General features: G+C 61.9%; 19 protein-coding genes, 2 tRNA genes and 1 pseudogene. 14 read left to right on the top strand and 8 right to left on the bottom strand.

Translation table 11 applies throughout. The annotated features are described in order from the left end of the window. Nucleotides 1-286: 286 nt before the first annotated feature. Nucleotides 287-2,185, top strand: a complete 1,899-nt coding sequence (locus NJ69_RS12535; protein WP_039579506.1) for a potassium transporter Kup — start codon at nt 287-289, stop codon at nt 2,183-2,185. Nucleotides 2,186-2,222: 37 nt separating this feature from the next. Here the strand turns inward: NJ69_RS12535 and NJ69_RS12530 are convergent, their stop codons facing one another. From NJ69_RS12530 to NJ69_RS12515, 4 genes and pseudogenes are all read right to left on the bottom strand, one after another. Further along, nucleotides 2,223-3,515, bottom strand: a complete 1,293-nt coding sequence (locus tag NJ69_RS12530; RefSeq protein WP_029611908.1) for a virulence factor family protein — start codon at nt 3,513-3,515, stop codon at nt 2,223-2,225. Then, a pseudogene (mprF, locus tag NJ69_RS12525) lies at nt 3,515-6,138 on the bottom strand (bifunctional lysylphosphatidylglycerol flippase/synthetase MprF). Before mprF ends, NJ69_RS12530 begins: the two are co-directional and overlap by 1 nt. Before the next feature lie 255 nt (nt 6,139-6,393). Then, nucleotides 6,394-6,470 (bottom strand) — tRNA-Met (locus NJ69_RS12520). A 122-nt stretch (nt 6,471-6,592) separates the two neighbouring features. Next, a tRNA-Met gene (locus NJ69_RS12515) sits at nt 6,593-6,669 on the bottom strand. 249 nt (nt 6,670-6,918) lie between these two features. On the opposite strand from NJ69_RS12515, the gene dinB reads away from it, so the two are divergent. Next, nucleotides 6,919-7,977 (top strand): DNA polymerase IV, encoded by a 1,059-nt coding sequence (gene dinB, locus NJ69_RS12510; protein ID WP_162889595.1) that lies wholly within the window; start codon nt 6,919-6,921, stop codon nt 7,975-7,977. 39 nt (nt 7,978-8,016) lie between these two features. On the opposite strand, the gene NJ69_RS12505 is transcribed toward dinB, so the two are convergent. The 3 genes from NJ69_RS12505 to NJ69_RS12495 form a co-directional block, all read right to left on the bottom strand. After that, on the bottom strand, nt 8,017-8,970 hold the full coding sequence (locus NJ69_RS12505; protein ID WP_029611906.1) for a hypothetical protein: 954 nt from the start codon (nt 8,968-8,970) through the stop codon (nt 8,017-8,019). Nucleotides 8,971-8,990: 20 nt separating this feature from the next. Then, a complete protein-coding gene (locus NJ69_RS12500; RefSeq protein WP_039579500.1) occupies nt 8,991-10,706 on the bottom strand; it encodes a proline--tRNA ligase in 1,716 nt (571 codons plus the stop codon). Nucleotides 10,707-10,865: 159 nt separating this feature from the next. Next, nucleotides 10,866-12,158, bottom strand: coding sequence for an OprD family porin (locus tag NJ69_RS12495; protein ID WP_039579498.1), 1,293 nt, complete (start codon nt 12,156-12,158; stop codon nt 10,866-10,868). Nucleotides 12,159-12,894: 736 nt separating this feature from the next. Here NJ69_RS12495 and NJ69_RS12490 point away from each other — a divergent pair. Together NJ69_RS12490 and NJ69_RS12485 are read left to right on the top strand one after the other, a co-directional pair. After that, entirely contained in the window at nt 12,895-13,314 is a 420-nt protein-coding gene (locus NJ69_RS12490; RefSeq protein WP_039579495.1) for an HIT domain-containing protein, read from the top strand. A 2-nt stretch (nt 13,315-13,316) separates the two neighbouring features. Beyond that, complete coding sequence (locus tag NJ69_RS12485; protein WP_029611904.1) at nt 13,317-13,523, top strand: SlyX family protein; 207 nt, start codon at nt 13,317-13,319, stop codon at nt 13,521-13,523. Between the two features lie 20 nt (nt 13,524-13,543). On the opposite strand, the gene NJ69_RS23015 is transcribed toward NJ69_RS12485, so the two are convergent. Continuing rightward, a complete protein-coding gene (locus tag NJ69_RS23015; RefSeq protein ID WP_039579492.1) occupies nt 13,544-14,137 on the bottom strand; it encodes a cold shock domain-containing protein in 594 nt (197 codons plus the stop codon). Between the two features lie 276 nt (nt 14,138-14,413). Between NJ69_RS23015 and NJ69_RS12475 the strand changes: the two genes are divergently transcribed. The 10 genes from NJ69_RS12475 (at nt 14,414) to tolQ (ending at nt 22,071) form a co-directional block, all read left to right on the top strand. Beyond that, nucleotides 14,414-14,887 carry a Dps family protein gene (locus NJ69_RS12475; RefSeq protein WP_029611902.1) on the top strand — a complete coding sequence of 158 codons (474 nt, stop codon included), beginning with the start codon at nt 14,414-14,416 and terminating at the stop codon, nt 14,885-14,887. A 174-nt stretch (nt 14,888-15,061) separates the two neighbouring features. Next, complete coding sequence (locus NJ69_RS12470; protein WP_039579489.1) at nt 15,062-15,379, top strand: ribbon-helix-helix domain-containing protein; 318 nt, start codon at nt 15,062-15,064, stop codon at nt 15,377-15,379. Nucleotides 15,380-15,471: 92 nt separating this feature from the next. Then, nucleotides 15,472-15,690 (top strand): FmdB family zinc ribbon protein, encoded by a 219-nt coding sequence (locus tag NJ69_RS12465; protein WP_039579487.1) that lies wholly within the window; start codon nt 15,472-15,474, stop codon nt 15,688-15,690. A 94-nt stretch (nt 15,691-15,784) separates the two neighbouring features. After that, nucleotides 15,785-17,560: an aspartate--tRNA ligase gene (gene aspS / locus NJ69_RS12460; RefSeq protein ID WP_039579485.1), complete on the top strand. Its 1,776-nt coding sequence runs from the start codon at nt 15,785-15,787 to the stop codon at nt 17,558-17,560. A 108-nt stretch (nt 17,561-17,668) separates the two neighbouring features. Beyond that, nucleotides 17,669-18,415 (top strand): YebC/PmpR family DNA-binding transcriptional regulator, encoded by a 747-nt coding sequence (locus NJ69_RS12455; protein WP_039579483.1) that lies wholly within the window; start codon nt 17,669-17,671, stop codon nt 18,413-18,415. Nucleotides 18,416-18,499: 84 nt separating this feature from the next. After that, nucleotides 18,500-19,024, top strand: coding sequence for a crossover junction endodeoxyribonuclease RuvC (gene ruvC, locus NJ69_RS12450; RefSeq protein WP_029611898.1), 525 nt, complete (start codon nt 18,500-18,502; stop codon nt 19,022-19,024). Nucleotides 19,025-19,133: 109 nt separating this feature from the next. Beyond that, nucleotides 19,134-19,751, top strand: coding sequence for a Holliday junction branch migration protein RuvA (gene ruvA, locus NJ69_RS12445; protein WP_029611897.1), 618 nt, complete (start codon nt 19,134-19,136; stop codon nt 19,749-19,751). Continuing rightward, nucleotides 19,748-20,794, top strand: coding sequence for a Holliday junction branch migration DNA helicase RuvB (ruvB, locus tag NJ69_RS12440; RefSeq protein ID WP_029611896.1), 1,047 nt, complete (start codon nt 19,748-19,750; stop codon nt 20,792-20,794). The genes ruvA and ruvB overlap by 4 nt, the downstream gene beginning before the upstream one ends. Before the next feature lie 126 nt (nt 20,795-20,920). Continuing rightward, nucleotides 20,921-21,373: a tol-pal system-associated acyl-CoA thioesterase gene (ybgC, locus tag NJ69_RS12435; RefSeq protein ID WP_029611895.1), complete on the top strand. Its 453-nt coding sequence runs from the start codon at nt 20,921-20,923 to the stop codon at nt 21,371-21,373. Between the two features lie 2 nt (nt 21,374-21,375). After that, nucleotides 21,376-22,071: a protein TolQ gene (gene tolQ / locus NJ69_RS12430; RefSeq protein ID WP_039579479.1), complete on the top strand. Its 696-nt coding sequence runs from the start codon at nt 21,376-21,378 to the stop codon at nt 22,069-22,071. Nucleotides 22,072-22,073: the final 2 nt, after the last annotated feature.

Raw genomic sequence — 22,073 nt, 5'->3', positions numbered from 1 at the left:
GCTAACCTCGGTATTGAAACAGGTCGCCCCGGCCGTTGGCGGAGCGATCCAGGCGGGCGTTTTCAGCGCCTCTGATCAAAAAGTGCGCAATTCTAGCGAGCACGGGGTCGCTTGACCAGCACAAAAGCGACGAGCGCTGCGCTATGCTTCGCGCCGTCGACTCTGGCTGTCGCCAATGGCTGGAGCACGACGGCGGTTCGGACGTCTCAGGCTGTGCTTTGAAGTCTGCGCAGTGCGTCCGGTGCGAATACTATCGGCCCGGTGGGGCCGTCTGCGGGAGTGGTCGATGGTTCAGGCAAGCAGTCACGCCGAGGGCGGGCACGGGGCGGCACGGCCGTTGGGCCTGCTGGTGGCAGCTGTGGGGGTGGTCTATGGCGATATCGGCACCAGCCCGTTGTATACGCTCAAGGAAGTCTTCACCGGTGGTTACGGCGTACAGGTCGACCATGACGGGGTGCTGGGCATTTTGTCGCTGATTCTCTGGTCGCTGCTGTGGGTCGTGTCGTTCAAGTACGTCATGTTCATCCTGCGCGCGGATAACCAGGGCGAGGGCGGCACCATGGCACTCACCGCGCTGGCGCGACGCGCCACGGCCGAATATCCGCGCTTGCGCATGCTGATGGTCGGCTGCGGGCTGGTCGGCGCTTCGCTGTTCTATGGCGACAGCATGATCACGCCGGCGGTTTCCGTGCTGTCGGCGGTTGAAGGTATGGGGCTGGCATTCGAGGGTATCGACCATTGGGTGGTGCCGATCTCGCTGGTGGTGCTGGTGGCGTTGTTCTTGGTGCAGAAGCACGGTACCGAGAAGATCGGCAAGGCATTCGGACCGATCATGGTGGTGTGGTTCCTGGTGCTCGCGGTGCTCGGCGTGCACGGCATCCAGCAGAGCCCTGAGGTACTCAAGGCGTTCAATCCGGGATGGGCGCTGAACTTCTTCATCGTCCATCCGGGCATGGGCGTGGCCATTCTTGGGGCCGTGGTGCTGGCACTGACCGGCGCCGAAGCCCTCTACGCCGACATGGGCCATTTCGGCCGCAAGCCCATTGCCCGGGCCTGGTTCGCCTTGGTGCTGCCAGCACTGGTGCTCAATTACTTCGGCCAGGGGGCGATGCTGTTGCAGAACCCGGAAGCGGCGCGCAACCCCTTCTACCTGCTGGCCCCGAGCTGGGCCTTGCTGCCGCTGGTGGCGCTGTCGACCCTGGCCACGGTGATCGCTTCGCAGGCGGTGATTTCCGGGGCCTTCTCCCTGACTCGCCAAGCCATCCAGCTCGGTTATGTGCCGCGCATGCAGATCCAGCACACCTCCAGCGATGAGCAGGGCCAGATTTATATCGGCGCGGTGAATTGGACGCTGATGGTGGGCGTGGTGTTGCTGGTCATCGGGTTCGAGTCGTCTGGCGCCTTGGCTGCGGCCTACGGCGTCGCGGTGACGGGCACCATGCTGATGACCACCATCCTGGTCGCTGCGGTGATGCTGCTGCTGTGGAAGTGGCCGCCGCTGCTGGCCGTCCCCTTGTTGGTGGGCTTCCTGCTGGTAGACGGGCTGTTCTTCGCTGCCAACGTGCCGAAGATCGTCCAGGGCGGTGCCTTCCCGGTGTTGGCGGGGATCGTGCTGTTCGTGTTGATGAGTACCTGGAAGCGTGGCAAGCAGATCCTGGTGGAGCGCATCGACGAGGGCGCGCTGCCGTTGCCCGTGTTCATCGGCAGTATCCGTGTCCAGCCACCGCACCGGGTCGAAGGCACCGCAGTGTTCCTGACTGCGCGGGCGGACGCTGTGCCCCACGCGCTGTTGCACAACATGCTGCACAACCAGGTGCTGCACAGCCAGGTGGTGCTGTTGACGGTGGTTAGCGAGGACCGTCCACGGGTGCCGGAGGCCGAGCGCTTCGAGGTGGAAGCCTATGGCGACGGCTTCTTCCGGGTGCTGCTGCATTTCGGTTTCATGGATGAGCCGGACGTGCCGGCAGCGCTGCGCCTGTGCCATCTCGATGCGCTGGATTTCAGCCCCATGCGTACCACCTACTTCCTCAGCCGCGAGACGGTGATCGCCTCACGTCTGGTAGGCATGTCGCGCTGGCGCAGCAACCTGTTCGCCTTCTTGCTGAAGAATGCCAACGGCAATCTGCGCTTCTTCAACCTGCCGCTGAACCGGGTGATCGAGCTGGGCACCCAGGTCGAGATCTGACTGAAACCACAAGGGCCGCGATGCGGCCCTTGTGCTGTTACTGCTCGGCGACGTTCGATTTGCCCTGGCGGGTCTCGATCTCACCGATCAGGCGTTTGGCCAACGCCGGGTAGTTCTCGTCGAAATGGTGGCCGCCTGGCAGTTTCAGACGCTCGCCCACCGCGGTCTTGTCGGTGCAGCCGCTTTCGTCGGTCTCTTCCTCGCCGTAGATGCACACCACCTTGGCGGCCGGCAACTTGGCCATGTCCGGGCCGGTCGGCGCCTCCTGACCTTCCTTGCCGAGCCAGCCTTCGACTTCGATCTCGAAGCTACCGCTGCGGGCGAAGGCCAGCAGGATGACGGCGTCGATACGTTTCTGATCGGCTTCAGGCAGGCGATTGTAGATGGCCGGCAGCACGTCGGCACCGAACGAGTAGCCGGTCAGCACGAAGCGCTTGGTGCCCCATTTCTGGCGGTAGTGCTGCATCAGTTCCGACAGGTCGGCGGCGCTCTGCTCAGGGGTTTTGTGCTGCCAGTAGTAACGCAGCGTATCGATACCAACCACCGGATAGCCCAGCTTGGCCATCTCGCCGGCGACATCGCGGTCCAGGTCGCGCCAGCCGCCGTCGCCGGAGAGGAACAGGGTGACGGTGTCCGTGGTTTGTCCGGCCGGCACCTCGACCACGGGAATGGCCAGTGCATTGCCGTCGCGGCCTACCAAGGCCTGCGTCAGTTGGGCCTTGAGCACTTGCGGCAAGTGAATATCGTAGTCGCTGATGCTGGTCTCGGCATTGGGCTGATCACGCACGAAGGCGGCGCTGGCGTCATCCGGATTGTCGTTCCAGGCCACGTTCCAGTGACCGTGCGCAGCCGTCTTGGGCATCGCCACCTGGCAGCCAGGCTGTTCGAGATTGAAGTCCACCGAGATGGCGCGCGCCTTGTCGTCGCGTTGCGCGGCGAGCCAGCGCCACGCTTGGGAGGCGCCTGGACCGATGCCGGCGACGAGGGTCGGTTTCCCGGACAGCTTGGCCATGGCCTGGTCCAGCGCCACTTGCTGTTTGCCGCAGTCGCCAGTCGGCAGGATCACCTGCACCAGCTGCGCTTCGCCGGCTTGGCTGAGGTCGAGCAGTTGCTTGTCGGTCAGTGCCTGATCGTGCGGCACGCCGACGGCCACCAGGCTCTTGGCACGCACGCCGGGCGTGACGCGGGTCAGGTTGCTGCCATCGTCCAGGGTGAGGTGTTCGATTCGGGCTTCGGGCGCAGGGCGAGTCCACATCCAGAAGGCCACGCCGCCGGCCAATGCGGCCAGCAGCACGGGGATCAGCAGGTACAGCCAGTAACGTCGGATCATCAGCGTTTCACCAATCCAGTCAGGCCGCCAGCAATCAGGGCGGCGGTATCGGCCAGTGCGACCAGGGGATCAAGCCCGGCAGGCACTGCCATGTAACGAGGTTCCCAGTCCGGCTGGAACTTGTCCTTGAAGCGCCGTAGCCCCTGGAAGTTGTACAACTGCTCGCCGCGCTGGAACACCATCGACCCCAGGCGTTGGGTCAGGGGGGCGCCGCGGCGTGGTTGCAGACCAGACAGCGGCACCATGCCCAGGCTGAAGCGGGCGTAGTCGTGGCTTTTGTAATGCAGGATCAGGCCGAGCATCATGAATTCCATGGTCAGCTTCGGCGCTTCAGGATGGGCGCGCATCAGGTCCAGGCTGGCCAACTCGTTGCTGTGGGTTTCCAGCAGGTTGGCGAACGCCACCGGGCGGCCTTGGAAGCGGATCAGGGCGATACGGAAGTGCTTGAGGTACTCCGGGCTGAAGCGGCCGAGGGAGAAGCCTTTTTCGCGTACGTTCTTGCCGGCCAGCCAGGCATTGGAGATTTCCCGCAGTTCCTCGAGAGGTGCCAGGCCCGGCTCGTGGACTTCCAGAGTGAGGCCGTCGCGTCCGCCTCGGTTCCAGGTGTAGCGCAGGTCCTTCATCTCCTTGCCCTTGGCTTCCAGGTCGAAGCGGCGCAGGTCGACCCGCGCCTCCTCGCCGAGCTTGATCGCGGTCAGGCCGATGTCCATGTAGAACGGCAGGTTCTCGGCGCGGACCTGGTAGAACACGGGGCGAGCATGGTGCAGGTCGCACAGGTCGCGGAACTGCCAGATCATCTCGGCGCGCTCCTGGGCCGGACCGATCGGATCGTACAGCGCGACCAGGCTGCGGCCGCGACGGGCATACATGAGAAACGCATTGTCGTTGGGGTGGAACAGCAGCGCTTTGTCGCCGGTCAGCGCCAGACCACCGTCGGGCTGGTCGGAGGCCAGCAGGACGCGGTTGGCGCGCTGCAGTTCTTCTTCAGTGGGCAGGTGGATGACCGGACGCGCAGTGCGCAACAGCCAGGTCAGCGCGACGATCACCAGCAGTACCGCACTGCCCAGCGCGGCGCGCAGGCCACGCGGGGCATCGGCGTCGAGGGTGAACTGCCACCAGAGCCTGTGGCTGTAAGGCACGTCTTGGTAGGCGAACAGCAGCAGCCAGACCGAGGCGCCGACCACGCAGGCACTGGCCACCAGGTAAATGGGCGAGAAGGGCAGTTCGAGCAGGCGGCTGGGTCGGTAGAACGAGCGGCGGAACAGCGCAAGGAGGGCGGTGGTGAAGATCATCATCGACGCCTCTTCCCAGTCGAAGCCCTTGAGCAGCGAAAGCAAGGCGCCGGCCAGCAGCAGGATGGTAGTCAGCAGCCAGGCTGCCGACAGGCGTCGCCGCAGCCCCTGGGCCAGCAGCAGGCACAGTACGCCGATCAGGCTGGCGCCGAAGTGCGAAGCGTCGATCAGTCGATGCGGAATAAGAAAGCCCATGTGCTCCAGGCGGCTGTCGATCTCAGGGGTCACGCCGGAGAACAGCAGTACCACTCCGGAGAGAAAGACCAGGATGGCCAGTACCGGAGCGGCCAGCCCCGAGGCGGCCTTGATCGCTTGCTGCGTGAACAGCAGGCGACGGGCCTCGTTGACCAGCAACAGCACGCAGGCGACCAGCAGCGGCAGTACCACGTAGATCAGCCGATACAGCAGCAGCGCGGCAGCCAAGGGCGCAGCACCCAACTGATTGGCGAAGGCTGCCAGCAGGATGGCTTCGAACACGCCGACACCGCCAGGAACGTGACTGAGTACCCCGGCCGCTAGGGCCAACAGGTACACCAGGACGAACGCGCCGAAGGGGGGCGCCTCGGGCAGCAGCAGGTAGAGCACCGTGGCAGCCGCGGCCACGTCGAGTGCGGTGATCAGCAGTTGCAGGCCGGTCAGGCGCGCGCTGGGCAGGCGCAGCGTGCGACGGCCCAGCTTGACCAGCAGGTTGTCGGCCAGCGGCTGCTCTTCGGCACGGCGACGATACAGGCCGATGGCCAGGACCACGCTCGCCAGCAGCACCGCAGTGGCAATACTGCCTAGCAGTAGTGGCGACAGCCGCAGCGCAGTAGAGGCCGATTGCAGATCGCTCAGCGTTGCCAGCGCAGCCAAGGGTGGCAGAGCACAACCCAACGACAAGCTGGCGAAAACGGTCATCCGCGCCACTTCGGCAGCGCCGATGCCCTGCCTTGCGTAAAGCCGATAGCGCACCGACCCACCTGACAGCATGGACAGGCCGATGGCGTTGCCGATGGCGAACGCGCTGAAGCCGCCCAGCACCATGATCCTGGGCGGCAGCTTGACGCCCGCATAGCGGGCCGCCGACCACTCGTAGCCCAGCAGAATGACGAAACCTGCCGCTGTAGCGACGAACGCACCGAGCAATGCCTGGCGCGGCACGCTGAGCATGGCGTCGTGCAGCGCATAGATGTCCAGCTCGCTGAGCAGGTGGCGGCAGGCGATCAAGGCCATGGCGAACAGCAGCAGCGTGATTGCCAGCCCTATAGGTTGGCGATATTTGCTCAGTCGCTCCAGCCACGGCAGGCGCTGTGCGGCAGTGGGCAGCGCGGCGGTGATGGGGGCCTGGGAATCGGGAGAGCTGGAAGTCATGAGATACCTCGGACAACGGGCGCGAGGCAGAGGAGACGTGCGGCCAAGTGAAAGTCCCTTTGGAAAACGTGTCCAGATAGTACTCCGGGTGGAGCAGCTTTATCCGTTTCAGGTTAGTTAAAGTTAGTTCATTGAGGTGGCAGACGGCTACAGCGTGCGCAGGCGAAATTTTTTAAACGCCGAACGCAACAAGCCCCGCACTATCCTGGGATAGGCGGGGCCTGTTCTGACGAATATGGTTGCGGGAGCCGGATTTGAACCGACGACCTTCGGGTTATGAGCCCGACGAGCTACCAGGCTGCTCCATCCCGCGTCAGTGGTGCGCATTCTACGCAATGTAGCTGGGGTGTCAAGCGTTAATCTTTGATTTCAAGGAATATTTTTCCAGGAGAAAAGAAAAAGGCCACTGTGTGAACAGTGGCCTTCTCTCGAATCTGGTTGCGGGAGCCGGATTTGAACCGACGACCTTCGGGTTATGAGCCCGACGAGCTACCAGGCTGCTCCATCCCGCGCCTGTGGAAACGAATTCTACGCAGATCCTTGAGGGAGTCAAGCTTTATTTCAAAAAAACCTTTTTTGTTCAATCTCTTAGCGTTGTACGGGTGAGCATCGCCCGATGTTGCCTCTTGGGCAATGCTGTTTCAGCGGTGTCGCTAGGTGCGCACGGATGCGTTTGACAGTGCATGTCGGGGGCTGACGGCACATGGAAGCCATGCTGTAATATCTGTATGAATTTACAGTGGTGACTGTCATCCATGTCTCTGCGCAAGATCATCCACATTGATTGCGACTGCTTTTATGCGGCCATCGAGATGCGTGACGACCCGCGTCTAGCAGGTCGGCCCATGGCCGTGGGCGGGCAGCCGGGTCAGCGCGGGGTGATCGCCACCTGCAATTATGAGGCGCGGGCCTACGGGGTACGGTCGGCGATGTCCTCAGGGCACGCCGTGAAGCTGTGCCCCGACTTGTTGATCGTCAAGCCGCGCTTCGAGGCCTATCGTGAAGCCTCCAGAGAAATTCACACGATCTTTCGCGACTACACCGACCAGATCGAGCCTTTGTCGCTCGATGAGGCGTATCTGGATGTCACCGACAGCCAGTGGTTTTCCGGCAGCGCTACGCGCATTGCCGAAGATATCCGTCGGCGTGTCGCGAAAACCCTGCACATCACCGTGTCTGCCGGAGTGGCGCCCAACAAATTCCTCGCCAAGATCGCCAGCGACTGGCGCAAGCCCAACGGGCTGTTCGTGATAAGGCCGGAGCAGGTCGAAGCGTTCGTCGCCGAGTTGCCAGTTGCCCGCTTGCATGGCGTCGGCAAGGTCACTGCCGACAAGTTGTCGCGGCTTGGCATCGATACGTGCCAAGCGTTGCGCGCGTGGTCACGTCTGAGCCTGGTGCGCGAATTCGGCAGCTTCGGCGAACGGCTGTGGGGGCTGGCCCATGGGATCGACGAGCGTGCCGTGCAGACCGACAGCCGACGTCAGTCGGTCAGCGTCGAGAACACCTACGACAATGACCTGCCGGATCTGGGCAGTTGTCTGGAGAAATTGCCAGACCTGCTCGAGACCTTGAATCAGCGGATCGCGCGGATGGATGCGAGCTACCGGCCGGACAAGCCCTTCGTCAAGGTCAAGTTCCATGATTTCAGCCAGACCACCTTGGAGCAGGCAGGGGCGGGCAGGGATCTGGAGAGCTACCGGCAACTGCTCAGTCAGGCGTTCGCTCGCGGCGGCAAGCCGGTGAGATTGCTGGGGGTCGGGGTGCGACTTCGTGACTTGCGCGGAGCCCATGAGCAGCTGGAGTTATTTTCCACGCTATAAAGGAAGGGCCGCATTGCGGCCCTTTCAGGGTGCTGGCGGCTATCGCTCGCCTGGATCGGCAACCAGTCGGCCCGTTTCCTTGGTCAGGGTCTTGAGGAATTCCTGCTGCAGCTCCGGATCGTTACGGGTCAGTTCGATCAGACTCTGCTCCAGCTCGCTCGCTTCCTCTTCCAGGCCCAGCTCCGAAAGGCGCTTGACCCGGTGTACCCACTGACCCACGTCATCGTCCTCGAGATCGTCGAAGATCAGCTCGCGCGCCTCCACCAGCTTGCTGCGCAGGCCGGCGCTCACCAGCAGGCTGGCGTCGCCGCGAATACCGCTGTCCTCGTCGACGACCGCCAGGTGCAGCGTGCCGACACGATTGAGGTTCTGCTCGGCGAACGGGCTGTCGAGCAGGTTCAGGCGCAGTACGCCATTCTTGTCAGTGGTCAGTTCATGGGTTTTGCTGCCGGCCTTGACCTCGACCAGGCGCTCGTTCCATGGCAGGCGAGTGAATTCCTCGCGCTGGTCCTTCTGCACTTCGCTGATGCCCGCCAGGTTCTGCTGGGCGCGCCCGTTGGACTGCACGTTCATGAACGGATTGAGCCCAGCAAGGCCATAGCTCAGCCAATCGTGGGTGACGCTTTCGGGCAAGCTATCGAAGGTGAGCACGTTGACCACATTGGCACCGATGCCGGCCACCACGGCCACCGCGCCCAGCGGAATCTCGTAGATCTCCCGCCAGGGTTGGTAGGGCGTGTAGCGGTCGTAGCGGCGAGTGACCTCGAACTCGGTGACTTCGAAGCGCCGCTGCTCGTTGACGCGCACGCGTCGTTGCGGCAGCTCCATGACCTTGGGCTCGCCGACATCGATCTGCAGACTGTGTTCGAGCAGTTTGCGCTCGACACGCTCCTCGTGTTCGCTGCGCTGGGACATCTGGTTGGCGCAGCCGCTGAGGAACAGGGCGCCGCAGAGTGCGGCGCCCCCCAGGGTAAAGGTACTTCGCTTGGACATGGTCACTCGTGCAGTATGGGTCAGCGGCGGATGCGGGCCTGCAGGAAGGTCAGCACTTCGTTCAGTGGCAGCGGTTGTGCGTCCTGCTCGGTACGGTGCTTGTACTCCAGGTTGCCGTCGGCCAAGCCTCGGTCGCTGACGACGATGCGATGTGGGATGCCGATCAGTTCCATGTCGGCGAACTTGATGCCGGGGCTGGTCTTCTTGTCGCGGTCGTCCAACAGCACCTCGAAGCCGGCCGCCGTCAGCTCGGCATACAGTTTGTCGGTGGCTTCGCGTACGGCGTCGGTTTCGTACCGCAGGGGTACCAGGGCGATCTGGAACGGCGCCAGGGCGTCATTCCAGATGATGCCCTTGTCGTCGTGGCTCTGCTCGATGGCCGCAGCAACCACGCGAGAGACACCGATGCCATAGCAGCCCATGGAAAGCACTACGGGCTTGCCGTTTTCGCCCAGTACCTGGCACTTCAGCGCTTCGCTGTACTTGGTGCCGAGCTGGAAGATGTGCCCCACCTCGATACCGCGCTTGATCACCAGCGTGCCTTGGCCATCCGGGCTCGGGTCGCCTTCGACCACATTACGCAGGTCGGCCACCTGTGGCACCGGCAGATCGCGCTCCCAGTTCACGCCAAAGTAGTGTTTATCGTCGATGTTGGCGCCGATGCCGAAGTCGCTCATCAACGCGACCGAGCGGTCGATGACGCATTCCAGTGGCAGGTTCAGCGGGCCCAGCGAGCCGGCGCCAGCGCCGATGGCGTCGCGCAGTTCCGCGTCGCTGGCCATGACCAGTGGGTCGGCGACCTGTTCGAGCTTGGCAGCCTTGATTTCGTTGAGCTCATGATCGCCGCGTACCACCAGGGCAACCAGCTTGCCTTCCTCGCTGCCGCGCACGATCAAGGTCTTGACGGTCTTCTCGATCGGCAGGCCAAAGCTCTCCACCAATTGCGCGATGGTCTTGGCGTTGGGCGTATCGACCAGGCGCAGTTCTTCGGTGGGCGCCGGGCGCACGGTTTCGCGCGGAATCGCTTCGGCTTTCTCGATGTTGGCAGCGTAGTCGGAGCTGTCGCTGAAGATCACATCGTCCTCGCCGGAAGAGGCCAGGACGTGGAATTCGTGGGAGTAGCTACCGCCAATGGAGCCGGTGTCGGCTTGCACGGGCCGGAAGTCCAGGCCCAGGCGGGTGAAGACGTTGGTGTAGGCCTGGTGCATGCGGTCGTAGGTTTCCTGCAGCGAAGCCTGGTCGGCATGGAAGGAGTAGGCGTCCTTCATGATGAACTCGCGGCCACGCATCAGCCCGAAGCGCGGACGGATTTCGTCGCGGAACTTGGTCTGGATCTGATACATGTTCAGTGGCAATTGCTTGTAGCTGGACAGCTCGTTGCGCGCCAGGTCGGTGATCACTTCCTCGTGTGTCGGGCCTACGCAGAACTCACGGTCATGACGGTCCTTCAACCGCAGCAACTCAGGGCCGTACTGCTCCCAGCGCCCGGACTCCTGCCACAGTTCAGCGGGCTGGATGCTGGGCATGAGCACTTCGAGGGCGCCGGCAGCGTTCATTTCTTCGCGCACGACCTGCTCGACCTTGCGCATTACCCGCAGGCCCATCGGCAGCCAGGTGTACAGGCCGGAGGCCAGCTTGCGGATCATGCCGGCACGCAGCATGAGCTGGTGGCTGATGACGACGGCGTCTGCCGGAGTTTCTTTCTGGGTGGCGAGCAAATATTGACTGGTGCGCATGGGAAGCCGTGTCGATTGCCTGAGTATTTGAAAAGACCCCGCATTGTACGGGCGTCAGAGGAAGGCGTACAGGATGCCCCAGGGCGCCTGCCTTTGTCAGCCATGAAAAAGCCCGGCGAATGCCGGGCTTCTTCGTGGCGCAACGATGCAAGCCGGGGCTTACAGGATGCTCAGCGGGTATTCGACGATCAGGCGCAGTTCGTCGAGCGAGCCCGAACCGTAGTAGACGCCGTCGCTGGAGCGGTAGGTGGCCTGGCGGACGCGGAAGCTCAGATCCTTGGCAGGGCCTTCCTGCAGGACGTACTTCACGTCGATGTCACGCTCCCACTCTTTGCCGTTGTCGCTGGTGGCAGTGTTGGCGCCGGTGCCGCGAACGTAGCGGGTCATGAACGACAGGCCTGGAATGCCGTACTCGGCGAAGTTCAGGTCATAGCGCGCCTGCCAGGATTTTTCGTCTTCGGCGTTGAAGTCCGAACGGGCAACGGAGTTGGCCAGGAACACAGTACCGCCACCGTCGACGCCGTAGCCGTAGTCGCCGTCGCCGGTCACGCGCTGGTAAGCCAGGGTGAAGGTGTGCGCGCCGATGTTATAGGCGCCGGAGAGGCTGAATGCACGGTTGTCGAGCTTGGTGGTGCCATCCTTCTCAGCGCGTTGGATGCCGCGACCATCGCTCTTGGTGTCATAGATGTTGAAATCGAACACCAGGCCTTGTTTGTCGGACAGCGGAACAGACCAGTTCACGTTGCCATAGTATTTGCGCCAGTAGTCTTCCACTTTGGAGTAGTAGAGGCTGGTGCTCAGGCCGTCGGTGATGAGGTAGGTACCGCCCAGGACATTAGCCGACTTCAGGTTCAGGCTGTCGTGATTGGTCTCGGCCTGCGCATTCAGTGCAGTGAAGCGACCGGCGTGCAGGGTCAGCCCTTTGATTTCGTTGCTGGTGATCAACGCGCCTTCAGCGGTTTCCGGCAGCAGGCGGCTGTCGTCGGTGGCGAAGACAGGCAGTGCGGTGAATTGCTGACCGACTTTCAGCACGGTGTCGGAGATGCGGAATTTGACTGCGGCGCCGCCCTTGGAGTAATCGTCCTGGGAGCGACGGTCCGAGCCAGTAGGGAACAGGCCGGTGCCCGAATAGCCGCGACCGCTGTCGAGCTTGAGGCCCAGCAGGCCGATGGCGTCGACACCCACGCCGACGGTGCCCTGGGTAAAGCCCGATTCGAAGGTACCGATGAAGCCTTGGCCCCATTCGCGCTGGTCATGACGAACGCGGTTGGCGCGATTGGCTGCGGTTTCCGCGTTTCGGTAGTCACGGCTGAAATACAGGTTCCGCATCTTGACGTTCAGCTTGCTGTCTTCGACGAAGCCCTTGGACTCGTCCTGCGAAGAGGCCACAGCCATCTGCGAAGTCCCTGCTGCAACAGCCAGGGCGATCATGCTCCACTTCATCACGCGCATCGTGATTTGCTCCTTTGGTTTAGGAAGAGTACCGCTACGCCCAACTGTTTTTGGTTATACGGGGCAGCGCTTTCTTTTTATGTCCGCGAAAAATGTATATCACGCTGGGTAATCTTGGCGACACCAAAAACGGAACCTTTCGGTAAGTTTATGGTCGTGTCGCTGACAGTTATTTCCATGTCGCAAATCACGCCCCCTTTATCAGGGTTATACAACGTGGCGCTGCTTGTTCCTCGTAATGCAGCCGTAATGGCAGGGAAGCAAGTCTCGTGGCAAATCCTGCCGCTGTTGTCATTTACCGCGGCTGTGCTGCCTGCGCGGATGACCTGTCGACTTGGCTTTTGCTGAATGCAACAAGCATGCACAAAAACTGTTCCGGTTGATGAAATTTTCACAAATGGCGGGTGGCCATCTCAGATCGCCCGGAAACATGGGGTGTCGAGTGTCTGATGGTATGCCGTGCGGTGAGTGCTGGCCGCGTTTGAATGCTGGCTTTCAGGTCAAGGTGTTACCGTCGACTGTTCATGCTGAGTAGTTTGTGCTGCGTCGCTGTTGAATAAGTGTTTTCTTCGCCTCATTTTGGTGCGAAAAGTAGCGCAGTGTTACCGATTGCGGTGCAGTGGGTTCCGGCGGTTTCATCATGGGGAGCGCATGGCCTGCCTGGGGCGCCGTCGCCAAGGTATGCTTGCGCTTTTCCGGCGCCCGAGCCGGATCGTGACGAATGGGGAGGTTTGTAGTGTTTGTTCTGGATGCGCGTCTACAACAGGATTCACTGGTGCTGGGGGATTTGCCGTTGTGCCGTCTGTTGGTCAGTCGTGATGCCAATTACCCCTGGTTCATTCTCGTGCCCCGGCGCCCCGATGTATGCGAGCTATTCGAGCTGAACGAAGTTGATCGCCAGCAATTGTGGACCGAGGTGACGGCGTTGGCCGAGGCACTGAAGGTCGAGTTTGCGGCTGACAAGATGAACGTCGCCACGCTGGGCAATGTGGTGAGCCAGTTGCACATGCACATCGTCGTCCGCCACCGCATGGATCCAGCATGGCCTGCGCCAGTGTGGGGGAAGGTGGCTGCGCGCGATTATGCGCCAGGTCAGGTGGACGCCCTGCGTCAACGCATCAAGGCGCTGGCGCTCGATGGTTTCGTGGAGATTTGAAAATGTCGCTGGAGTCACGCGTCATAGAGCTGGAAACGCGCCAAGCCTTTCAGGACGACACTATTCAGGCGCTCAACGATGAATTGGCGGGACAGAGTCGAGTGATCGAGCGCCTGCAATTGCAGATGGCTGAACTGCTCAAGCGCTATGAGGAAATGGTTGGCCAGTACGAAGCCGGAGAGGATGAGCCTCCACCGCCTCATTATTGAGGGCGGCGGAGGCGGTTGGGTCAGCGGCGTGACACCGCGATCACGTCTTCGGCCTGCAGGCCTTTGTCGCGATGCATCACCGAGAACTCCACGCGCTGACCTTCGACCAGGACGCGGTGGCCTTCGCCGCGGATGGCGCGAAAGTGCACGAAGATGTCATCGCCGCTATCACGCGAGATGAATCCGAAGCCTTTCGAGGTGTTGAACCACTTCACGGTTCCGGTATCGCGCTTGCTGGTCTGCGCCGCGTCGGCAGGGTTGCTGCGTGCGAGGCGCGGGCCGCGGGCGAAGCCGGCGAACAGGTGCAGAAGCACCGCCAGGGCTGCGCAGAGCAACGCCCACAGGCTGCCGAGTTCGGGGCGGGCAAGCAGGGTAATGGTCTGAAGGATGACCGCGGCCACTAGCAAAGCGCTGGCCAGATTCTGTACCCGTTGACGCATGGTGCGGTAGTAAAGCGGTACTACGGGCGCCAATACCAGGTTGAGTAGCCCAAGCAGGGCCAGGTAAAGGGCGTCAGGCTGTTGCAGTAGAGGTGCAGCGTCGGTTCTGAGGCTGGGTATGAGCGAGAGCAGCAAAGCCGCGACGCCCGTCACCAGATGGACGATCTTGAACATTAGGTGGGCTCACATGGTGGATAAGGCCGATCACAGGAAGAGCTGATGGCACGGTGCGCGAAAGCTGAGGGCGCGATCACGTGACAGTCAGCCTATGCACCCGGCAATAACGGTCCGCACGGGTGGCACGATGCCTATTTAACAGTAAAGCCATGGGCTTCTCAAACCGGCTACCGTAAACGGGTCGATTGAATCGTTTCATGGGAAGCGTCCTACGCGTGTTGGTACAGTCGTTTGGTCTGCTTGATCGTCAAGCCTTATGGAAAGGGGAGATTCATGGCTATTGATATCGGTATCAGTGAAGAAGACCGTAAGTCCATTGTCGAAGGGCTGTCGCGCCTGTTGTCGGACACCTATGTGCTGTATCTGAAGACCCACAACTTCCATTGGAACGTCACTGGGCCTTCATTTCGTACGCTGCACCTGATGTTCGAGGAGCAGTACAACGAACTGGCTCTGGCCGTCGACTCGATTGCCGAGCGTATTCGTGCGCTGGGCTTTCCAGCTCCGGGTTCCTACGCGTTCTATGCACGTCACTCTTCGATCGAAGAGGAGGCGGGGGTGCCGCCCGCCGACGAAATGATCCGTCAGTTGGTGCAGGGGCAGGAAGCTGTGGTGCGCACTGCGCGTAGCATCTTCCCGGTGGTGGACAAGGTCAGCGATGAGCCTACCGCCGATCTGCTCACCCAGCGCATGCAGGTCCATGAGAAAACTGCCTGGATGCTGCGGGTGCTGCTGGACGGTCAATAACGCTGTAATGCAGGTGTGATTGTGCGCCAGAGGGCCCGGGGTCGCGTGTGATTCCGGGCCTTTTTGTTGGTGGGAAACGCTTACTGCTGCTCTGCAACGCCTCAACGGCGCTTCATTGCGCCATCCTGGCGCTGTTGCTCCAGGGGTGATCGATCAGCGACGAGGGGCGCATCTATGGGGCAGGAGAGCAGAAGTGGTGGATGGCCGAGCAAGGATTGCAAGGACCCTTTCAGGGCAGACTTCGACATGATGCTGATCGTGCCGGTTTCGCGTTCGGTCAGGCTCAATGGTTTCGCCACCTGCCTGCGTCTGGAGGCCGTCTACTGGCGAATTCTCGAGACTATCGCTCAGGCCAACGGTTGCTCGGTCAGCGCCGTGCTGTCCTATGTCGACCGTGAAGTGCATCTGCGCCAAGGCGGTGTGCGCAACTTCAGTGGGTTGATCCGGGTGATCTGCGTCGCATGGCTGCTGGATCCGCCTCAGACGCACTGATCGCAGGGCGGGCTGCGCTGTACGGCACAACCATATATAATCGCGCTTTTTGCTGCCATGGCAGCCTGCGTTGTGGTTGACGAGAGACCTCCATGCCCCTTTATGACTATCAATGCGCGTCTTGCGACCATCGCCTGGAGGCGTTGCAGAAGATCAGCGCAGCGCCGTTGACCGAGTGTCCCGCCTGCCAGGCACCCGCCTTGAAGAAATTGCTCTCGGTTCCCGGCTTCCGCCTGAGCGGCAGTGGCTGGTATGAAACCGACTTCAAGACCGGCGCGAAAAAGAACCTGGCCGGCGACAAGGCCGACTGAGTTGAATTGCAGCGACAGGGTCTTGCACTATTAGCCTTTAGGGCATGCAAGACCGCCACCGATTACACGAATCACGAGAAGCGAAACCACGATCATGATGCGCAGCCATTATTGCGGCCAACTGAACGAGAGCCTGGACGGCCAGGAAGTCACCCTTTGCGGCTGGGTCCACCGTCGTCGCGACCACGGCGGGGTGATCTTCCTCGATATCCGTGATCGCGAAGGCATGGCCCAGGTCGTGTTCGATCCGGATCGCGCCGACACCTTCGCCGCCGCCGACCGCGTGCGCAGCGAGTACGTGGTGCAGATCACCGGCAAGGTGCGCAAGCGTCCTGACGGCGCAGTGAATGCGAACATGGCCTCCGGCGCTATCGAAGTGCTGGGCTATCAGTTGAACGTGCTCAACGAAGCCGAAACGCCGCCGTTCCCGCTGAACGAGTATTCCGATGTCGGCGAGGAAACCCGCCTGCGGTACCGCTTCATTGACCTGCGCCGTCCGGAAATGGCCGACAAGCTGCGTCTGCGTTCACGCATCACCAGCAGCATCCGCCGCTTCCTCGACGAAAACGGCTTCCTGGACGTCGAAACGCCGATCCTGACTCGCGCCACGCCAGAAGGCGCCCGCGACTATCTGGTGCCCAGCCGCACCCACCCCGGCAGCTTCTTCGCACTGCCGCAGTCGCCCCAGCTGTTCAAGCAGTTGCTGATGGTGGCGGGTTTCGACCGTTACTACCAGATTGCCAAGTGCTTCCGCGACGAAGACCTGCGCGCTGACCGCCAGCCAGAGTTTACCCAGATCGACATCGAGACCAGCTTCCTCGACGAGTCCGAGATCATGGGCCTGACCGAGGGCATGATCCGCAAGCTGTTCAAGGAAGTGCTGGATCTGGAGTTCGGCGACTTCCCGCACATGACCTTCGAAGAAGCCATGCGCCGTTACGGCTCCGACAAGCCTGACCTGCGTAACCCGCTGGAACTGGTGGATGTCGCCGACCAGTTGAAGGATGTCGACTTCAAGGTCTTCGCCGGTCCTGCCAACGATCCCAAATGCCGCGTCACCGCCCTGCGCGTACCGGGCGGCGCTGCCATGCCGCGCAGCAAGATCGACGAGTACACCAAGTTCGTCGGCATCTATGGTGCCAAGGGCCTGGCGTACATCAAGGTCAACGAACGTGCCAAGGGTGTCGAAGGCCTGCAGTCGCCCATCGTCAAGAACATTCCTGAGGCCAACCTCGAGGTGATCCTCGATCGCGTCGGCGCGGTCGATGGCGATATCGTGTTCTTCGGTGCCGACAAGTTCAAGGTCGTCAGTGAAGCCTTGGGCGCGCTGCGCATCCGTCTGGGTCACGATTTCGATCTGCTGACCTGCGAGTGGGCGCCAATGTGGGTCGTCGACTTCCCGATGTTCGAAGAGAACGATGACGGTAGCTTCAGCGCACTTCACCACCCGTTCACCGCGCCCAAGTGCACCCCTGAAGAGCTCGAAGCCAATCCGGCCGGTGCCCTGTCGCGCGCTTACGACATGGTGCTCAACGGCACTGAGCTGGGCGGTGGTTCGATCCGTATCCACCGCAAGGAAATGCAGCAGGCCGTGTTCCGCCTGTTGGGTATCGAGGCCGCGGAGCAGGAGGAGAAGTTCGGCTTCCTGCTCGATGCCCTGAAGTTCGGTGCGCCGCCCCATGGTGGTCTGGCCTTCGGTCTGGATCGCCTGGTCATGCTGATGACCGGCGCTCAGTCGATCCGAGAAGTGATCGCCTTCCCGAAAACCCAGAGCGCCGCCGATGTCATGACCCAGGCTCCAGGCCAGGTCGATGCCAAGGCGCTGCGTGAGTTGCACATCCGCCTGCGCGAGCAGACCAAGGTCGAGTGATCGATCTGTGCGCCCCGTGAGCGGGGCGCCTCGCGCTGTCGCGCAGGATTCTTCGCGTTCCGCCCTTCGGGGCGGAACCTGTTTTTGTTTCAAGAATTTGGAGTCGTTATGGCCGGTCATTCCAAGTGGGCGAACATCAAGCACCGCAAAGAACGCCAGGATGCCAAGAGAGGCAAGATCTTCACCAAGTGGATCCGCGAACTGACCGTCGCGGCCAAGCAGGGCGGCGGTGATCCGGCCTCCAACCCGCGTTTGCGCCTGGCGCTGGACAAGGCCCTGGGTGCCAACATGAGTCGCGACATCATCGATCGCGCCGTGGCTCGGGGCGCCGGCACCAACGAAAGCGACAACGTCGAAGAGCTCAGCTACGAAGGCTATGGTCCGGGTGGCGTGGCAATCATGGTCGAGGCCATGACCGACAACCGCAACCGCACCGCTGCCGCCGTGCGCCACGCGTTCGCCAAGTGCGGCGGTAACCTGGGCACCGATGGGTCGGTGGCCTACCTGTTCGAGCGCAAAGGCCAGATCAGCTTCGCGCCGGGTGTCGAGGAAGACGCTTTGATGGAAGCGGCCATGGAGGCCGATGCCGATGATGTGGTCGGCAATGACGACGGCTCCTTCGATGTTTTCACCTCCTTCGGCGCTTTCTACGCCGTGCGGAGCGCCTTGGAGGAGGCCGGCTTCAAGGCTGCGGACGCGGAAATCGTCATGCAGCCGACCACCAGTGCGGAGCTGGATGAAGACGCTGCACAGAAGGTGCTCAAGTTGATCGATATGCTCGAGGACCTGGACGATGTCCAGAACGTCTATTCCAACGCGCAGATCAGCGACGAGATCATGGACAAACTCGGCTAAGGTTTCCTTGGCCTTCAGGGCTGCTTCGCGGGCAAGTCGCCGCAGCGAAGCAGCCGACGCAACGTGTTGACAACTGCAGGCCTTATGACGCTGATTTTAGGTATCGACCCCGGTTCGCGCATCACCGGGTACGGCGTTGTACGCCATACGCCGCGTGGCTGCGAGTACGTGGCTTCCGGATGTATCCGCACTGGCGGCGGTGAGCTGCATGAACGGCTGCAGATCGTCTTTCGCGGTGTCAGCGAGGTCATCCGCTTGCACGGTCCCGTCACCATGGGCATCGAGCGGGTGTTCATGGCGCGCAACGCCGACTCGGCGCTCAAACTGGGCCAGGCCCGTGGTGCCGCCATCGTCGCTGCCGCCGAGGCGGGACTCGAGATCGCCGAATACACCGCCAGTCAGGTCAAGCAGTCGGTGGCCGGAAGCGGCGGGGCCAACAAGGAGCAGGTGATGCTGATGGTGATGCACCTGCTCAAGCTGACTCAGAAACCTCAGATCGATGCCTCCGATGCGCTGGCGATCGCCCTGTGCCACGCCCATACACGCTCCAGTCTGGTGCCGCACGGCCTGACGACTGCGCGTCGACGCGCAGGCCGCTTGCGCCTGTAACCACTTCATGCGCTGATACACATTTTGTCCGGGTGGCGCGTTCACCCGCCGTATTTGCTGATAGGGTTGACCGGTCACTGGCCGGGCAGTCTAGAGAAAGGATCGGAACGTGATTGGACGTTTGCGTGGCACCCTGGCGGAGAAACAGCCGCCGCACCTGATTATCGATGTCAATGGCCTGGGCTACGAGCTGGAGGTGCCGATGACGACGCTGTACCGCCTGCCCAAGGTGGGTGAAACGGTGACCTTGCATACCCATCTGGTGGTTCGCGAGGACGCTCACCTGCTCTATGGCTTCTTCGAAAAACGCGAGCGCGAGCTGTTCCGCGAGCTGATCCGGCTCAATGGTGTCGGTCCGAAATTGGCGCTGGCACTGATGTCGGGCCTGGAGGTGGATGAGCTGGTGCGCTGCGTGCAGGCTCAGGACGCCTCTGCCCTGGTGCGTGTGCCCGGTGTTGGCAAGAAGACCGCCGAGCGCCTGCTGGTGGAACTCAAGGACCGCTTCAAGGCCTGGGAATCGTCCCCTGCCATGTTCACCCTGGTGTCCGATGGACCGCTGCCGGTGGCCAGCACCTCCAGCGCCGAAGCCGATGCGGTCAGTGCGCTCATCTCGCTGGGATACAAGCCGCAGGAAGCGAGCAAGGCGGTGTCGGCGATCAAGGACAAGGCGAGCATGAGCAGTGAAGAGCTCATCCGTCACAGCCTCAAGGGGATGATCGTCAAGTGATCGAAGCCGACCGTCTCATCGCCGCCAGCGGGCGGGATCGCGAAGAGGTCCAGGACCGCGCCATCCGTCCTTTGAGCCTGGACGACTATATCGGCCAGCCAGTCGTGCGCGAGCAGATGGGGTTGTTCATCCAGGCCGCGCGCGGCCGCCACGAATCGCTCGACCATACCCTCATCTTCGGTCCGCCAGGTTTGGGCAAGACCACGCTGGCCAATATCATCGCCCATGAAATGGGCGTTTCGGTCAAGAGCACATCCGGCCCCATCCTTGAGCGCCCTGGCGACCTGGCGGCGATGCTGACCAACCTGGAACCGCACGATGTGTTGTTCATCGACGAAATCCACCGCCTGTCTCCGGTGGTCGAGGAAGTGCTCTATCCCGCCATGGAGGATTTCCAGCTCGACATCATGATCGGTGAAGGGCCGGCGGCGCGCTCGATCAAGCTCGACTTGCCGCCCTTCACGCTTGTCGGCGCCACCACGCGCGCTGGCATGCTCACCAATCCACTGCGCGATCGCTTCGGTATCGTCCAGCGCCTCGAGTTCTACAGCAATCAAGACCTGGCAACCATCGTCAGCCGCTCCGCGCACATTCTCGGTCTGGTCATCGAAGACAAGGGCGCCTTCGAGATCGCCCGTCGTGCCCGTGGTACGCCACGTATCGCCAATCGGCTACTGCGCCGTGTACGTGACTATGCCGAGGTTCGCGGCAAAGGCCAGATCAGCAAAGACATCGCTGACATGGCGCTCAACCTGCTGGACGTGGACGAGCGCGGTTTCGATCACTCCGACCGACGCCTGCTGCTGACCATGATCGAGAAGTTCGACGGCGGTCCGGTGGGCGTCGACAACCTGGCGGCGGCCATCAGCGAGGAGCGCCATACCATCGAGGATGTGCTGGAGCCTTATCTGATTCAGCAGGGCTATATCATGCGCACGCCACGCGGTCGTGTGGTCACCCGCCATGCCTACCTGCATTTTGGTCTGAACATTCCTGGACGCTTTGCCGAGGGAGGAGAATTTTCCGATCCTGACGATCTGTAATCGATCAAATCGGGCATTTCGTGGTCATAGCGCCAGCACCTTGAGGCAGAGCGAACATCATCCCATTTCCTGGCAAAAAAACAGTTGCCGGAGCGGATTGGCAAGCTGAGGAGTAAGCACTAGAGTATGCGCGCGCAAAATCGGCCAGAGCCGTTCGCACATCGCTGTCGGGTTTATTACGAAGATACCGATGCGGGTGGGGTGGTGTACTACGTCAACTATCTGAAATTCATGGAGCGTGCTCGCACAGAGTGCCTGCGCCATCTGGGGTTTTCCCAGTTTGAGCTGGCAGAGCAGGGCCTGTTGTTCGTCGTCCACTCCAGTGAGGCCCGCTATCATGCGCCTGCGCGACTGGACGATGCGCTTCGAGTGACTGCGCAAGTGCTTGAACTCAATCGCGCCAGCCTGCGCTTCGTGCAGCAGGTGTGGCGGGAAAAGGATGAAACGCTGCTCTGCGAAGGGCAGTTCCTGGTGGCCGCCGTGCGCGCCGACACTTTCAAACCCCGGGCCATTCCCGTCGAACTGCGCGACGCGTTCATCGCGCACGGCTCGGGTACTCAATCGAACGCAGGAGAATAAGCGTGGAAGCAAACGTCGTCGACCATACCTCCATGTGGAGCCTGGTCGCCAATGCCAGTGTGGTGGTTCAGCTGGTGATGCTGACTCTCGTGGCAGCCTCGGTGACCTCTTGGATCATGATCTTCCAGCGCAGCACCATGCTGCGCGCCGGTCGTCGTGCGCTGGACGCTTTCGAGGAGCGCTTCTGGTCGGGTATCGACCTGTCCAAACTGTATCGTCAGGCAGGCAGCAACCCTGATCCGGATTCCGGTGTGGAGCAGGTTTTCCGTGCCGGTTTCAAGGAGTTCTCGCGCCTGCGTCAGCAGCCGGGGGTCGACCCTGATGCGGTCATGGAAGGCGTAGGGCGCGCCATGCGCGTGGCCATCTCGCGCGAGGAAGAAAAGCTCGAGCAGAGCCTGCCGTTCCTGGCGACTGTCGGTTCCACCAGTCCGTACATCGGTCTGTTCGGTACCGTCTGGGGGATCATGAACTCCTTCCGCGGACTGGCCAGCGCCCAGCAGGCGACCCTGGCCACTGTGGCTCCGGGTATCGCCGAGGCGCTGGTCGCCACTGCGATCGGCCTGTTCGCTGCGATTCCGGCGGTCATCGCCTACAACCGCTTCGCCGCGCGCAGCGAGACCTTGATCGGTCGCTATTACACGTTCGCCGACGAGTTCCAGGCGATTCTGCACCGCAAAGTGCACACCAGCGAAGAGTAATC

Origin of the sequence: Pseudomonas parafulva (assembly GCF_000800255.1) — a bacterium.
In the GTDB taxonomy this organism is placed as follows: domain Bacteria; phylum Pseudomonadota; class Gammaproteobacteria; order Pseudomonadales; family Pseudomonadaceae; genus Aquipseudomonas; species Aquipseudomonas boreofloridensis.
The sequence above is the reverse complement of the archived record's forward strand: the minus strand, read 5'-3'. Positions and strand labels throughout refer to the sequence as shown.